Raw genomic sequence first — 13,480 nt, 5'->3', positions numbered from 1 at the left:
AGCGCAGTTCTCCCATAAGCGCCACCCTGCTTCGTGCAGGGTGGCGTTTTTTTTCATTGAAAACCTGGCAATGGCGCGCATATGCAGGCGAACGCGGCATCTTGTCCGCCCATCCAGGAGAGAAAATGTTACCGACTGCCGCTTCATTGCAAGGAAAACCTGTTCCACAAGTCACGTTCAAGACGCGCAGCGGCGGCCAGTCGCGCGATATCACCAGCGACGAGCTGTTCAAGGGCAAGACGGTGGTGGTGTTCGCCCTGCCGGGCGCCTATACGCCGACCTGTTCGTCGGCTCACCTGCCGCGCTATAACGAACTGGCGCCAGCCCTGCGCGGCCACGGCATCGACGATATCATCTGCATCTCGGTCAACGACGCCTTCGTGATGGACGAATGGCGGCGTGGGCAGGAAGCGGAGCACGTCACCATGATCCCCGATGGCAATGGCGAATTCACCGCCGGCATGGGCATGCTGGTCGACAAGCGCGCGCTCGGCCTGGGCCAGCGCTCCTGGCGCTATTCGATGCTGGTGCGCGACGGCGTCGTCGACACCATGTTCATCGAGGCCCAGGACGAGAACGACCAGGAAGCCGATCCGTTCGAGGTATCCGACGCCGACACCATGCTGCGCCACATCGCGCCCGATGCCAGTGCGCCGGAACCGGTGGTGATGTTTTCCAAGCCGGGCTGCCCGTTCTGCGCGCGCGCCAAGGCGGTGCTGAAGGCGCGCGGCATCGACTTCACCGACATCTCCCAGGACAGCAAGATCACGACCAGCGTGCTGCGCGCCGTGTCCGGCGGCACCACCTGGCCCCAGGTATTCGAGGGCGGGCGCCTGATCGGCGGCGCCGACGAGGTGGTGGCCCATTTCGGGCCGGCGCCGGTGGTGCAGCCCGAGGCCGAGGCTGCAGCCAGTGCCGGCGGCGGGGCATGATGGAAGACGCACTGGTTCCCACGCTGCTGGCCCTGGCGCTGCTGGGGGTCTGGCTGACGCCGCGCTGGCGCCTGCGGCGGGCGCTGGCGCGTCCGCTTACGCCGGCCCAGCTCGCCATCATCGAGCACAACGTGGCGCAATACCGCGGCATGGCGGCGGCCCGCCGCAGCGAGCTGCAAGACCTGGTCAAGCGCTTCCTGCATCACAAGACTTTCGTCGGCTGCGCCGGACTCGAGGTCACCGAAGAGATGCGGGTGACGATCGCGGCCCAGGCCTGCTTGCTGCTGCTGGGGCGGCCCGGCAAGGTGTACCCCGGCCTGCATTCGGTGCTGGTGTATCCGGGCGCCTTCCTGGTGCCGCGCAACGAAGTCGACGCCGCCGGCGTGGTTACCGAGACGCGCCAGGACCTGCTGGGCGAATCCTGGGGCGACGGCCGCGTGATCCTGTCGTGGGAACACGTGCGCCGCGCCGGCCACGAGGCCGAGGGCACGCACAACGTGGTGCTGCACGAATTTGCGCACCAGCTCGACAGCGAGTCGGGCAGCACCAACGGCGCACCCTTCCTCGGCAGCGCCGAACGCTACCGCAGCTGGTCGGAAACGCTGGGGCGCGACTTCGCGCTGCTACGGCGCGACACTGCCTGGGGCTACCGCGACGTGCTCGATCCGTATGGCGCGACCAACCCGGCCGAGTTCTTCGCGGTGGCGACCGAAACCTTTTTCGAATTGCCGCACGCGCTGGCAACACGCCATCCCGAACTGTATGCCGAGTTCCAGGCCTACTTCCGGGTCGATCCGCGCGAGTGGCTGGCGGCGCCACCGCGGCTTGAACCCGAGCCCTGGGGCGTGGTCTATGGACAATGGCAGTAGCAGCGGCGTGACTCGACGTACGCCGCCGTGGCGGCACCGGCTGCGTGCGTTCGCGTACAGAACGGTCGAGCTGGCACGCGCATGCTGGGCGTGTCCGCGCGCCGACTGTGGCGTGCACCACCGTCGACGGAGGAACCATGTCCAATATCATTGCAGGTCATTTCCAGCTCCAGGATGAGGTCGAGACCGCGCGCCGTGCGCTGGTCGATGCCGGCTTCGCCAGCGAGCGCATCAGCGGTTTCTACCTGAGCCAGCCGGGCCAGCACGACATGACGCCGATCGGCGGCGACCACCTGCACTCGCCGGGCGCCAAGGAATCGCCCGAAGGCGTGGTGCAGGGCGCAGGTGCCGGGGCCGCCGTGGGGGCGGTGGCCGGTGCCGCCACGGCCCCGATCACCGGTCCGCTCGGCGCCGTGGTCGGTGGCCTGGTCGGCGCCCACGTCGGCTCGCTGTTTAGCTTTTCCAAGATGAAGGATGCCGGCGAAAAAGAAGAGGGCGGCCGCGCGCCGGTCGAGAACCGTCCGGCCGGGATGCTGGTCGCGGTGGCCTTCGACGATGCGGGCCGGGAACAGGAGGCGGTCGCGCTGCTGCGGCGCCTGGGCGCCCACCACATCGAGCGCGCGCAGGGGAATATCGTGGATGGCGACTGGGCCGATTTCGATCCGTCGAGCATTCCGGATATCATTCGCTGAATCAATTTATTTTGCTACTCGCTCATGCCATCGCTGGCAAGCGGGTTCATCCCATTGCCGGTTTGATCCTGATCAAAGTCCGGCGCTGACGCCGTCCTAGACTCGTCGTTTCATGCCGCGCATCCAGCGCAGCTGACACGATAAGACAGGAGACGATCATGGACAACCGGGTGGCGTTGGTGACTGGAGGAATGGGCGGATTGGGCACGGCGATCTGCCGGCGGCTGCATGCGGATGGCTTTCGGGTGGCCACGACTTTTTCGCCCGGCAATACGACGCCGGACGCCTGGCTGTCAGCCCAGCGCGACGAAGGCTACCGTTTTTCCGCCTACAAAGTCGACGTCGGCGATTACGCCGACTGCGAATGGATGGTGCAGAAGCTGCTGGCCGAGTTCGGGCGCCTGGATGTGCTGGTGAATAACGCCGGCATCACGCGCGACCGTAGCCTGCGCAAGATGGACCACGAAGACTGGCAGGCCGTGCTGCGCGCCAACCTCGACAGCGTGTTCAACATGAGCAAGCAGGCGATCGAGCCGATGATGGCGCAGCGCTGGGGCCGCATCGTGAACATTTCGTCGGTCAATGGCCAGCAGGGCGCCTTTGGCCAATGCAATTACTCCGCGGCCAAGGCTGCGATGCACGGTTTCACCAAGGCGCTGGCACTCGAGATGGCGCGCCACGGCGTCACCGTCAACACCGTCTCGCCCGGCTACCTGCGCACCAAAATGGTCGAGGCGGTCCCGGCCGAGGTCATGAGCGGCAAGATCCTGCCGCAGATCCCGATGGGGAGGCTGGGCGAACCGGACGAGGTGGCGGCATTGATCGCTTACCTGGTGTCAGAGGACGCCGGCTTCATGACCGGGGCCAACCTGGCGATCAACGGTGGGCAGCACATGTACTAATATAAGTAGCGCCTGAGACAGCTTCCAGGGCAAGGCGCAGCGTCGAAGACAGTACATTAGTACGTCGAGACGCTGCAACGCCGCCATGGCGGCTGTATCGGGCGCTCAGCGTTTTTCGGCGCGCGTCTGGCAGGCGATGCACAGGCGGGCTTCGGGCCGCGCCAGCAGGCGCGATACGCCGATCGGCTGGCCGCATTCCTCGCACATGCCGTAACTGCCATCCTCGAACTTGGCCAGCGCGTGGCGCAGCACCTGTACCTGGGCGGTGTGCTGGCCGGCCGCTTCCAGCGTCAGGTCGTTGAGCAGGCGCGCGGTGGCGCGGTCGAGCGGCGACGCTTCCACCTCCGACACCGGCAGGCCGCTTTCGCGCGCCGCCGGTTCCCCGACCCGCACCAGCGCATCCAGGCGCTGCGCCAGCATCGAGCGCAGCAGGCCGAGCTGCTCCTCGGTCAACGTGTCCATGGTGATGCCTCCCGGCGCTGGTCCGATTGCGCGACCAGTGTAGCGCACCGCGCGGCGCGGCCCAAGCGCCATGCGGAGCGCGAGGGCCGGCCGGTTCAGGCGTCGGAGGCGGGGGTGTTGGCGTCTGCCGCCGGCTTTGCCGACGAGCTTGCCGATGCGGCGGGATTGTGGAGGGCGATCGTGTCGAGCTGGAGCTTGAGCGCGCCGACCGCAGCCAGGATCGGCATGACCTGGCCGCTGGCCGCGGCCGCCGCCAGGCCGAGCAAACGGGCGACCAGGGTGATGCCGTCGCTGATGCGCGTGATCTGCTGGATTTTTGCGGCGGCATCGATGGTGAGCTGCACCAGCTTCTGCTGCGACTGGCCCAGCGACGACACGATGCAGGCGGCCGCATCCGCATACAGGCGGTTGGCGCGCTGGCGCAGTTCGATCTCGGCGTCGAGCAGGGCGCGCGCCACCGCCTGCTCGGCCTCGGGCACCTCGCCGCCGCCATGGCGCCGGATGTCGGCCATCACGCGCGCGTGGATGCTGTCGGCGCAGGCGGACAGCTTGTCGGCCAGCTCCTCGACCTGTTTCGCGGTGGCCAGCGCCTCAGCCGGCACCGGCGGCTTTGATGCGGGTGCCGCGGCAGGGGGTGGAGCGGCGGGGCTTGCAGCGGCCGCGGCGCCGGCGGCACCGGGCTGGCGGGGGGGGGATTCGTTTGCCATGCTATCTCCTTGCCTCGTAAAGGCTCAATCCGACAGGGCGTCGCGCAGCGCCACCAGGTCGCGGCCGTAGGTGGCCAGCAGCTTGCGCATCTCGTCACCCGTCAGGTTGTTCAGATTCTCGCGCATGCGCTGGTGGCCCTGGGCGACCTTGGTCAAGCCCTGCAGGGCCAGGTCGTAGCGTTTGTCGACCAGCTTGTATTCGGTGGCCTTGTTCAGGTAGTGGACCTTGGCCAGCGTCACCAGCATGCGGTCCTGGTTCTTGGCCGAAAACGGGATCTCGACGTCGAAGATGCCGAGCACGGTCTTCTTCTCGTTGTCGTTGGTCTTGGCGTACAGCCGGGTCAGGGTGATCATCGCTTCCAGCAGCGCCTGCACGTCGCCATCGCCGTCGCGGACCATGGTCGCCACGCTGCGGTTCTGGTAGCCGGACGCGATCACGCGCGTCAGCAGCCGCGTCAAGCCGGTGTAGGCGGCGATGTGGCGCCCCTGCAAGCCGGACTCGGCATTGGCCTTGAGGCCGGTGCCGAGGTCGTCGAGCTGCGTCGAGAGGTCGTAGCGCGCTTCGCCGGCGAGCAGGCTCAGGGTCTGCATGTAGAGCACCAGGCTTTTCTGGATACTGACGAAGTCGTCGTAGACGGCACGCCGGCGCGCATCGTTTTCCTTGGCGATGCGGTCGGCGGCCGGCGACAGGTAGGGCTGTTCGCGCTGGTAGGTGTCGCGGTAGCGGCGCGACAGTTCGCCATAGCCGCCGATGCGGGCCGAGGCATCGGCGAACTGGCGCACCTCGTACAGGCTGACCGGGCCGCTGGTGGGGGTGGCGCAACTGGCCAGCAGCAGGCTGGCGGCCAGGGCGAGGAGGGCGGGAAGCGAAAGAAAGCGGCGCAGGTTCATGGGTCCTTTCTGGACGGCAAAAGGCCGTGCCCGAAACGTCCCATTCTTCCAAAAGTTTTACCTAGAGATATTGCCCGCTATCAAGTCAGCGCACGGTGTCGCGCCATCCCAGGCCGGCGACGGTATCGCCCTGCGGAATGTATTCGCAACCGACCCAGCCGTCATAGCCGATCTCGTCGAGCACCCGGAACAGGTAGGGGAAGTTGATCTCGCCGGTGCCCGGTTCGTGGCGTCCCGGCACGTCGGCCAGCTGGATGTGGCGGATCAGCGGCAGGCGTTCGCGCAACGTGTTGGCAAGTTCGCCTTCCATGCGCTGCATGTGATAGATGTCGTATTGCAGGAACAGGTTGTCGACGCCGGCATCGCGGATCACCTCGGCTGCCTGGGCGGTGCCGGTCAGGAAGTAGCCGGGGATGTCGCGGGTGTTGATCGGCTCGATCAGGACGTCGATGCCGTGCGGCGCCATCTTGGCGGCGGCGAAGCGCAGGTTGTCGACGAAGGTGGCGTGGGCGCGTTCCGGCGCCACCGCCGGGTGCAGCCGGCCGGACAGGCAATGCAGGCGCTTGACCCCGAGGTCGGGCGCATATTCGAGCGCCAGCTCGACGCTGTCCTGGAATTCGTTGATGCGGCGCGGATCGCAGGCGAAGCCGCGCTCGCCCGCGGCCCAGTCGCCGGCCGGGAAATTGAACAGCGCCAGCTCCAGGTTGTAGCGTTGCAGGCGGCCGGCGATCTGTTCCGGCTCGAAGGCGTAGGGAAACAGGAATTCGACCGCGTCGAAGCCGGCCGCGCGCGCGGCGGCGAAGCGGTCGAGGAAACCGAGCTCGTTGAACATCAGGCTCAGATTGGCGGCGAAGCGTGGCATGACAGGGCTTTCTCGGGTTGGACAGCCCGCCATGCTAAACGATCCGGCGCAACTTAGCCCACGAGATCGGCCTCGTGGTTATTACTGCGACACGCCGGCCAGCTGGGCCATCAGCGACGAGGCCGCCTCGATCCGGTCGCGCCCGGGACCGACGAGGGCGTTGCGGCTGACGTTGTCGACCACGACGGTCGCATTGGTCACCAGTTCGCTGCCGGTCGGCGTGATCAGCGCATAGCCGACACGGGCGTCGCGCGGATCGCTCTGGCGCGTGACCAGGCCGATCTTTTCCAGCGGCAGCAGGGAGCGGGTGACGCCGGAGGCGGTCAGCCCCAGTTTTTCAGCCAGGTCGACCCGGCGCAGGCGGCCGCCGGGGGCGCGGTGCAGTTGCAGCAGCAGTTGGTAGTCGGAAAAGCTGATGCCGTGGTGGCTGCCGAGTGCGCTGTCGAGGCGACGCGACAGGGTGGCCCAGGCGCGCGAGAGGCGCAGGCAGAATTCGGTGGTGAGGGTGTCGGTGGACATGGCAGGCTCCTTTTGTGGATTGGTACTTGATTTGTCAAGTATAGGCATGGCTTTAATTATGCGCAAGTACTTGAGTGATCAAATATATAGTGCCATGTCGGGGGCGGTTGACATGCGCCGGCGGTGTGAGCACCGACACAATAAAAACGTCGTCCCTGCGAAGGCAGGGACCCAAGTTGCACGCATATCGTGAGTGCTTGCAGAACTTGGGTCCCCCGCCTGCGCAGGGACGACGTGCTGGGGCCGACTACGATAAACGCTGTCAGTCAGCGCTTATCGCCACCCCAAAAAATCAACGCTCGCCGCTACCCGAGCGTGCCGACGCCGGGCGCGGACCGCGGTTCTGCGGACGGCCGCCGTTGCCGCCGCCATTGCCGCCATTGCCGCCACGGTTACCCGGCTGGCCGCCACGGCCGCCGCCGCCGCCGTTGCCGGCCGGGCTACCGCTGCGCCCGCCCGACGGGGCGCCGGCCGCGCTGCGCGGCTTGTTGCCGCCGTTGCCCGCACCATTACCGCCGCCGTGTGCGCGGCCGCCACCGTTGCCGCCCGGACGGCCGCCACGGCCGGTGTGGCCCGGCGCGCCGCTGCGCAGCTGGATCGGCTGTGCCTTGGCGGTCGGATCCGGCTCGAAGCCCGGGATCACTTCACGCGGCAGGGTCTGCTTGATCAGCTTTTCGATGTCCTTGAGCATCTGGTGCTCGTCGACGCAGACCAGCGACACGGCTTCGCCGGTGGCGCCGGCACGGCCGGTACGGCCGATGCGGTGGACGTAGTCTTCCGGGACGTTCGGCAGGTCGTAGTTGACCACGTGCGGCAGCTGGTCGATGTCGATGCCGCGTGCCGCGATGTCGGTGGCGATCAGCGCCGTCAGGCTGCCGTCCTTGAACTCGGCCAGCGCCTTGGTGCGCGCCGACTGGCTCTTGTTGCCGTGGATCGCCATCGCGCCGATACCGTCCTTGGCGAGCTGCTCGACCAGCTTGTTGGCGCCGTGCTTGGTGCGGGTGAACACCAGCACCTGCTTCCAGTCGTTGGTCTTGATCAGGTGCGCCAGCATCGGGTGCTTCTTGTCGCGGTCGACCGGGTGGATGGTCTGGGCGATCACTTCCACGGTCGAGTTGCGGCGGGCCACTTCGATCAGCGCCGGATTGTCCAGCAGCTTGTCGGCCAGGGCCTTGATCTCGTCCGAGAAGGTGGCCGAGAACAGCAGGTTCTGGCGCTTCGGCGGCAGCACGGCCAGCACTTTCTTGATGTCGTGGATGAAGCCCATGTCGAGCATGCGGTCGGCTTCGTCCAGCACCAGGATCTCGACCTTGTCGAGTTTGACGGTGCCCTGGCCGACGTGGTCGAGCAGGCGGCCCGGGGTGGCGACCAGGATGTCGATGCCGTTCGCCAGCAGCTTGATCTGCGGGTGGATGCCGACGCCGCCGAAGATCACGGCCGAATTCAAGTTGGTGTACTTGGCATAGGTGCGGATGTTTTCCTCGACCTGGGCCGCGAGTTCGCGGGTCGGGGCCAGCACCAATGCGCGGATCGCGCGTTTGGAAGTTTTATTGGTCAGCGCCGCGCCCACCTTGTCGGTCGACAGGCGGTGCAGCACGGGCAGCGTAAAACCGGCGGTCTTGCCGGTGCCGGTCTGCGCGCCGGCGAGCAGGTCGCCGCCCTTGATGACGGCGGGGATGGCCTGGGCCTGGATCGGCGTCGGCGCGGTATAGCCTGCTTCAGTAACGGCGCGCACGATGGCGTCGGTAAGACCGAGAGTATTGAATGACATAGTTTTCTGGTAGGGATCGGCGCGTCGCCCGTTGTTGACCTGGGCGCCAGTCCAGCCGATCGGATTACACAAGCAGGGCGGCCGGTACTGGTGCCGGGACGCCGAGACGCGGCTCAATGAAGCCACGTAGCATTATATTTTAAAAATGTTTCGCTATGGAAATTTAGCGCAGCCCGTGCCGATCAGGGCAGGGCCGGTGGAAGCGGGAGGCGCGGCACCTCATGGGGGCCGGAAGCGACAGGGCTGGGCAGCGGTCATGCACGCATCAGCGCGTGCAGACCGCTACCGGGTGATCCAGACTTACACAGACTCTATTTTACGCGAAAGACCGGATGTGCGTTTTTATGCGAACGGTTTCAGCAGGGCCACCATGTTGGCGAACACCTTCGGACCGGCGGCGATGATGTCGCCCTTGTGCAGGTAATCCGATTCGCCGCTGAATTCACCGACGATGCCGCCTGCCTCGGTCACCAGCAGCGAGCCGGCGGCGATGTCCCAGACCTTCAGGCCTTTTTCGAAAAAGCCGTCGGTGCGGCCGGCGGCCAGGTTGGCCAGTTCCAGCGCGGCCGAACCGCTCGAGCGCACGCCGTGGCAGCGCGAGGCGACCACTTCGTACATGCGCAGGTACTCGGCCAGCGCGCGCGGGTCGGCACCGTGGCCGGAACCGATCAGGGCCTTGTTGATGCGGTCCGGATTGCGCACGCGGATGCGCTTTTCGTTGAGGTAGGCGCCGGCGCCCTTGGTGGCGGTGAACAGGTCGTTGCGGACCGGGTCGTACACCAGCGCGTTGGTGATCACGCCGCGCTGCTGCAGCGCGATCGAGATGCAGAAGTTGGGGTAGCCGTGGAGGAAGTTGGTGGTGCCGTCGATCGGATCGATGATCCAGACGTTTTCGCTCTCGTCGTTCAGGTTCTTGGAAGCGCCGCTTTCCTCGGCGAGGATGGCGTGATCCGGGTAGGCTTTCAGCAGGGCTTCCACGATCACCTGCTCTGCCAGCTGGTCGATATTCGTGACGAAGTCGTTGTGGTTCTTTTCGCTGACCGTAATGCGGTCGAGGTCGAAGGAGGCGCGGTTGATCTCGCTTGCAGCGCGGCGGGCGGCCTTGATGGCCGTGTTGAGCATTGGGTGCATAGGGCTTCCGTGAAAAATGCTGACGCCCACGGCGAACAGGCGCAGTGAACGTGACGAACGATGAGAATGACAAAGAGCAAAGCGGTGCCGAAACCGTTAAAATCGCGAGCCGGATCGACAAGACCCTGGCCCGATTTCAACTGCTCGTCACCGCGCGATAGCGCTATTTTAAATGAACCCGACCGAAACTGACACATCTCTTTTCCGACGCCTGCGCTTCGTGCTGGTGGAAACCAGCCGCGCGGGCAACGTCGGCTCGGTGGCGCGCGCCATGAAGACCATGGGATTTTCCGACCTGGTGCTGGTGACGCCGCGCTGCGAGGCGCCGCTGCGGGATGCGGAAGCGGTTGCCTTTGCCAGCGGCGCCATCGACGTGCTGGAAGGGGCGCGCATCGTCGGCAGCGTGGCCGAGGCACTGGAAGGCTGCAATTTCGCGGCGGCGGTGTCGGCGCGCCTGCGCGAGTTCTCGCCGCCGGTGTGGTCGCCGCGCGACTTCTCCAGCCATGTCGCCGACGGGGCCGAACTGCGCCCGGCGCTGATCCTCGGCAACGAGCGCTTCGGCTTGCCGAACGAGATCGTCGAGGGCTGCAACGTGCTGATCAACATCCCGGCGAACCCCAACTATTCGTCGCTCAACCTGTCGCAGGCGGCCCAGGTGCTGGCCTACGAGTGCCGTCTGGCCGCCCAAGGTGAAAATCGGACCCAGACCGGCGTCGGCTTCCACGGCGAAGCCGCCAGCCTGGCCCAGATCGAAGGCATGTATGCCCACCTCGAAGAAGCGCTGGTGGCGATCGGCTTCCTCGACCCGGCCAACCCGAAAAAGCTGATGCCGCGCCTGAAGCGCCTGTTTGCCCGCACCGGGCTCGAAACCGAGGAAGTCAACATCCTGCGCGGCATCGCCCGCCACATGCAGGGCCGGCGCGCACCCTGATTCGGGGTCAGAGCAGAAATTCGGGGTCAGAGCACTTTGCTGTGCAAGTTCACGTAGTAGCGCGGCAAAGAAGATTCGCCGCCACGCTCATCCATGTACACCCCACGCGAGGTTTGCGTCAAAATGACATCGCTTGTTTGCCGCCGGGCGCCGGCCAGTTTTTGCTCTGACCCCGAATTGGCAGAGATTGCGCTCTGACCCCGAATTTTCAGGAGATAGCAGGATGAGCGTGCGCTGGATGACCCGGATCCTCCTGCTGGCACAGGCCGCGGCTGCATTGCTGATCGGATGGTGCCTGCAGCGCTGGGCTGGGCTCACGGCGGGATGGGCGATCTTCGCCGGGGTCGCCGCCGTGGTCGCGCTGCGCCTGCTGATTAACATGAACAATTTTTTGCTGGCGGCCTGCTTTGCCAGCCCGACCCCGGCCGCGTTCCGGCTCGGCCCGGCGGCGCGCCTGCGCCTGCTGGCCGAAGAGTTCTGCGCCAGCATGCTGACCACCTCGTGGCGCATGCCGCGCGCCGTGGCCGGCATGCGCATCCATCCGGACAGCGTCAATGTGCCAGTGCTGCTGGTGCACGGCTACGGCTGCAACAGCGGCTACTGGGTGCGCCTGCTGCCGCTGCTGGACGCCGAACGCATCAGCCACGCCACGGTCGACCTGGAACCGATCGGCGGCGACATCGACGCCTACGCGGCCCAGGTACAGCGGGCGGTCGAGCAATTGTGCGCGGCCAGCGGCCAAGGCCAGGTGGCCATCGTCGGCCACAGCATGGGCGGGCTGGTGGCACGCGCCTGGATGCGCGCCTGCGGCACGGCGCAGGTGGCGCGCGTCATCACGCTCGGCACGCCGCACCACGGCACCGCGCTGGCCGGCTTCGGTCCGGGCGCCAACGCCAGGCAGATGCGCTGGTCGCGAACAGATGGCGCCTCGGCCTGGCTGCAGCGCCTCGGCGCTGGCGAAGACCCGGCCACGCGCGCGCTGCTCACTTCGCTCTACAGCCACCACGACAACATCGTCGCCCCGCAGCTGTCCAGCGTGCTGCCGGGGGCGCGCCACGTCGCATTCGGCGGCGTCGGCCATGTGGCGCTAGGCGGCAACCGGCGCGTGCTGGCCGAGGTCATGCGCGAGTTGAGTGCGCTGAATGTCGCGGTGGCCCGGTTGCGCGCGCAATGATATGCTTGCGACTGAATCCAACCATGCCGCCTTCCATGCAACAAAAAGCCCCACGCCGAACGCGCGAACGCATCCTCGAGCTGTCGCTGCGGCTGTTCAACGAGTTCGGCGAGCCGAACATCACGACCACCGTGATCGCCGAAGAGATGAATATCTCGCCGGGGAACCTGTATTACCACTTCCGTAACAAGGACGACATCGTCAATTCGATCTTTGCCCAGTTCGAGGCCGAGATCGAGCGCATCCTGACCGTGCCGGCCGGGCGCCGCTCGAACATGCAGGACGTCTGGTTCTACCTGCACCACATGTTCGAGCTGATCTGGCGCTACCGCTTCTTCTACCGCGACCTGAACGACCTGCTGTCGCGCAACCGCAAGCTGGAACTGCGCTTCAAGGCGATCCTGGCCCACAAGATCAAGGTCGCGCGCCAGCTGTGCGAAGACCTGCGCAGCGAAGGCTCGCTGGAAGCCGGCGACGCCGAGATCGGCGCCATGGCCACCAACATGGTGGTGGTGGCGACCTATTGGCTGTCCTACGAATACGTGCGCAACCCAAGAAAATACAGCGAGCAGCAGGCGATCGCCGATGCCCTGGCGCGCGGCTGCTACCAGGTGCTGTCGATGGTCGGCCCCTACCTGCGCGGCGAGACCCGCGCGCTGTTCCAGCGCCTGTCCGACGATTACCTCAAGAAGCTGCCGCCGGAAGCCCTGCATGCCGACGCCGGCGCGGCCAACTAGAAAGCCTCCATGAAATCCATCGCTGTCTACTGCGGCGCCTCTCCCGGCGCCGATCCTGTCTATGCCGACGCCGCGCGCAGCCTGGCGCGCGTACTGGTCGAACACAATATCGCGCTGGTCTACGGCGGCGGCAAGGTCGGCCTGATGGGCGTGATCGCCGACGAAGTGCTGCGCCTTGGCGGCGAAGCCAGCGGCGTTATTCCAAAAGCTTTGGTCGAGCGCGAAGTCGGCCACGCCGGCCTGACGCGCCTGTTCGTGGTCAAGGACATGCACGAGCGCAAAGCCATGATGTCCGACCTGGCCGACGGCTTCATCGCCATGCCGGGCGGGATGGGCACGCTGGAAGAACTGTTCGAGATGGTGACCTGGGCCCAGCTCGGGATCCACGCCAAGCCGATCGGCCTGCTGAACGTCGACGGCTTCTACGACGGCCTGGCGCGTTTTGTCGAGCACATGGTGGGGCAGGGCTTCGTGCGCCCGGCCCACGCCGAGCTGCTGACGCTGGACGCCAGCCCGGATGCGCTGGTGCAGCGCCTGATGCAGCGCGCGGTCCCCGGCACCGCCGCCGGCTGATGCCGCCGCCGCGGCGTCCGTCTGCGGCCATCGTGTTTGCGCAATCATCCAAATGGCGCCGGCACTGCGGCGGAACGCTCGGGCGCGCCCGGCGCCCGTCAACTACCCACGATTCATGAAATCGATTTCGCGATGGGCCGGTTTTGCGGCCCGCCGGCAACGCTCGCGAAGACGATTGATCGGCGCTGGAATAACATACTCCTAACATTTTTGAGCGCGCTATCATCAGTAGCGCGGCAGTTTCCACGTTGATCGTTCGGCGAACGGTCGCCGGGCGCTGGCGTCCAGGCCCGGCTGGCCGAAAACAGGAGCGTGCCGACACGCCTG

At 66.3% G+C, this 13,480-nt stretch carries 15 protein-coding genes; 8 read left to right on the top strand and 7 right to left on the bottom strand.

Annotation, left to right across the window (positions count from 1 at the left end; genetic code table 11):
• Positions 1 to 125 precede the first annotated feature (125 nt).
• The 4 genes from U1H99_RS28760 (at position 126) to phbB (ending at position 3,395) form a co-directional block, all read left to right on the top strand.
• Positions 126 to 932 carry a glutathione peroxidase gene (locus tag U1H99_RS28760; protein WP_323144738.1) on the top strand — a complete coding sequence of 269 codons (807 nt, stop codon included), beginning with the start codon at positions 126 to 128 and terminating at the stop codon, positions 930 to 932.
• Positions 929 to 1,801 (top strand): M90 family metallopeptidase, encoded by an 873-nt coding sequence (locus U1H99_RS28755; RefSeq protein ID WP_323144739.1) that lies wholly within the window; start codon positions 929 to 931, stop codon positions 1,799 to 1,801. Before U1H99_RS28760 ends, U1H99_RS28755 begins: the two co-directional genes overlap by 4 nt.
• A gap of 137 nt (positions 1,802 to 1,938) precedes the next feature.
• Positions 1,939 to 2,493, top strand: a complete 555-nt coding sequence (locus U1H99_RS28750) for a hypothetical protein (RefSeq protein ID WP_323144740.1) — start codon at positions 1,939 to 1,941, stop codon at positions 2,491 to 2,493.
• Between the two features lie 158 nt (positions 2,494 to 2,651).
• On the top strand, positions 2,652 to 3,395 hold the full coding sequence (gene phbB, locus U1H99_RS28745; RefSeq protein WP_323144741.1) for an acetoacetyl-CoA reductase: 744 nt from the start codon (positions 2,652 to 2,654) through the stop codon (positions 3,393 to 3,395).
• A gap of 105 nt (positions 3,396 to 3,500) precedes the next feature.
• Here the strand turns inward: phbB and U1H99_RS28740 are convergent, their stop codons facing one another.
• The 7 genes from U1H99_RS28740 to U1H99_RS28710 all read right to left on the bottom strand — a co-directional run bounded on the left by U1H99_RS28740 (position 3,501) and on the right by U1H99_RS28710 (position 9,729).
• On the bottom strand, positions 3,501 to 3,857 hold the full coding sequence (locus U1H99_RS28740) for a TraR/DksA family transcriptional regulator (protein ID WP_323144742.1): 357 nt from the start codon (positions 3,855 to 3,857) through the stop codon (positions 3,501 to 3,503).
• Positions 3,858 to 3,952: 95 nt separating this feature from the next.
• Positions 3,953 to 4,564, bottom strand: a complete 612-nt coding sequence (locus tag U1H99_RS28735; protein WP_323144743.1) for a hypothetical protein — start codon at positions 4,562 to 4,564, stop codon at positions 3,953 to 3,955.
• A gap of 24 nt (positions 4,565 to 4,588) precedes the next feature.
• The gene (locus U1H99_RS28730; protein WP_323144744.1) at positions 4,589 to 5,455 is read right to left on the bottom strand and encodes a hypothetical protein; all 867 of its coding nucleotides are present in this window, start codon (positions 5,453 to 5,455) and stop codon (positions 4,589 to 4,591) included.
• 85 nt (positions 5,456 to 5,540) lie between these two features.
• Entirely contained in the window at positions 5,541 to 6,317 is a 777-nt protein-coding gene (otnI, locus tag U1H99_RS28725; RefSeq protein WP_323144745.1) for a 2-oxo-tetronate isomerase, read from the bottom strand.
• Between the two features lie 81 nt (positions 6,318 to 6,398).
• Positions 6,399 to 6,836 carry a MarR family winged helix-turn-helix transcriptional regulator gene (locus U1H99_RS28720; RefSeq protein ID WP_323144746.1) on the bottom strand — a complete coding sequence of 146 codons (438 nt, stop codon included), beginning with the start codon at positions 6,834 to 6,836 and terminating at the stop codon, positions 6,399 to 6,401.
• Positions 6,837 to 7,128: 292 nt separating this feature from the next.
• Positions 7,129 to 8,607, bottom strand: a complete 1,479-nt coding sequence (locus U1H99_RS28715) for a DEAD/DEAH box helicase (protein WP_323144747.1) — start codon at positions 8,605 to 8,607, stop codon at positions 7,129 to 7,131.
• Positions 8,608 to 8,949: 342 nt separating this feature from the next.
• Complete coding sequence (locus U1H99_RS28710; protein WP_323144814.1) at positions 8,950 to 9,729, bottom strand: inositol monophosphatase family protein; 780 nt, start codon at positions 9,727 to 9,729, stop codon at positions 8,950 to 8,952.
• Between the two features lie 181 nt (positions 9,730 to 9,910).
• On the opposite strand from U1H99_RS28710, the gene U1H99_RS28705 reads away from it, so the two are divergent.
• The 4 genes from U1H99_RS28705 (at position 9,911) to U1H99_RS28690 (ending at position 13,153) form a co-directional block, all read left to right on the top strand.
• Positions 9,911 to 10,669 carry an RNA methyltransferase gene (locus U1H99_RS28705; protein WP_323144748.1) on the top strand — a complete coding sequence of 253 codons (759 nt, stop codon included), beginning with the start codon at positions 9,911 to 9,913 and terminating at the stop codon, positions 10,667 to 10,669.
• A 223-nt stretch (positions 10,670 to 10,892) separates the two neighbouring features.
• Entirely contained in the window at positions 10,893 to 11,843 is a 951-nt protein-coding gene (locus U1H99_RS28700; RefSeq protein WP_323144749.1) for an esterase/lipase family protein, read from the top strand.
• 35 nt (positions 11,844 to 11,878) lie between these two features.
• On the top strand, positions 11,879 to 12,580 hold the full coding sequence (locus U1H99_RS28695) for a TetR/AcrR family transcriptional regulator (protein WP_323144750.1): 702 nt from the start codon (positions 11,879 to 11,881) through the stop codon (positions 12,578 to 12,580).
• A gap of 9 nt (positions 12,581 to 12,589) precedes the next feature.
• Positions 12,590 to 13,153 carry an LOG family protein gene (locus U1H99_RS28690; RefSeq protein ID WP_323144751.1) on the top strand — a complete coding sequence of 188 codons (564 nt, stop codon included), beginning with the start codon at positions 12,590 to 12,592 and terminating at the stop codon, positions 13,151 to 13,153.
• Positions 13,154 to 13,480 lie beyond the last annotated feature (327 nt).

The sequence above is a fragment of the Massilia phyllosphaerae genome (assembly GCF_034659755.1).
GTDB classification, from domain to species: Bacteria; Pseudomonadota; Gammaproteobacteria; order Burkholderiales; family Burkholderiaceae_D; genus Telluria; species Telluria phyllosphaerae.
This window is presented reverse-complemented; position numbering and strand designations above follow the sequence as displayed.

Excerpts from the sequence above, each read along its gene's own strand:
- U1H99_RS28760 (WP_323144738.1), top strand. The coding sequence starts at position 126 with ATGTTACCGACTGCCGCTTCATTGCAAGGAAAACCTGTTCCACAAGTC.
- U1H99_RS28755 (WP_323144739.1), top strand. The coding sequence starts at position 929 with ATGATGGAAGACGCACTGGTTCCCACGCTGCTGGCCCTGGCGCTGCTG.
- U1H99_RS28750 (WP_323144740.1), top strand. The coding sequence starts at position 1,939 with ATGTCCAATATCATTGCAGGTCATTTCCAGCTCCAGGATGAGGTCGAG.
- phbB (WP_323144741.1), top strand. The coding sequence starts at position 2,652 with ATGGACAACCGGGTGGCGTTGGTGACTGGAGGAATGGGCGGATTGGGC.
- U1H99_RS28740 (WP_323144742.1), bottom strand. The coding sequence starts at position 3,857 with ATGGACACGTTGACCGAGGAGCAGCTCGGCCTGCTGCGCTCGATGCTG.
- U1H99_RS28735 (WP_323144743.1), bottom strand. The coding sequence starts at position 4,564 with ATGGCAAACGAATCCCCCCCCCGCCAGCCCGGTGCCGCCGGCGCCGCG.
- U1H99_RS28730 (WP_323144744.1), bottom strand. The coding sequence starts at position 5,455 with ATGAACCTGCGCCGCTTTCTTTCGCTTCCCGCCCTCCTCGCCCTGGCC.
- otnI (WP_323144745.1), bottom strand. The coding sequence starts at position 6,317 with ATGCCACGCTTCGCCGCCAATCTGAGCCTGATGTTCAACGAGCTCGGT.
- U1H99_RS28720 (WP_323144746.1), bottom strand. The coding sequence starts at position 6,836 with ATGTCCACCGACACCCTCACCACCGAATTCTGCCTGCGCCTCTCGCGC.
- U1H99_RS28715 (WP_323144747.1), bottom strand. The coding sequence starts at position 8,607 with ATGTCATTCAATACTCTCGGTCTTACCGACGCCATCGTGCGCGCCGTT.
- U1H99_RS28710 (WP_323144814.1), bottom strand. The coding sequence starts at position 9,729 with ATGCTCAACACGGCCATCAAGGCCGCCCGCCGCGCTGCAAGCGAGATC.
- U1H99_RS28705 (WP_323144748.1), top strand. The coding sequence starts at position 9,911 with ATGAACCCGACCGAAACTGACACATCTCTTTTCCGACGCCTGCGCTTC.
- U1H99_RS28700 (WP_323144749.1), top strand. The coding sequence starts at position 10,893 with ATGAGCGTGCGCTGGATGACCCGGATCCTCCTGCTGGCACAGGCCGCG.
- U1H99_RS28695 (WP_323144750.1), top strand. The coding sequence starts at position 11,879 with ATGCAACAAAAAGCCCCACGCCGAACGCGCGAACGCATCCTCGAGCTG.
- U1H99_RS28690 (WP_323144751.1), top strand. The coding sequence starts at position 12,590 with ATGAAATCCATCGCTGTCTACTGCGGCGCCTCTCCCGGCGCCGATCCT.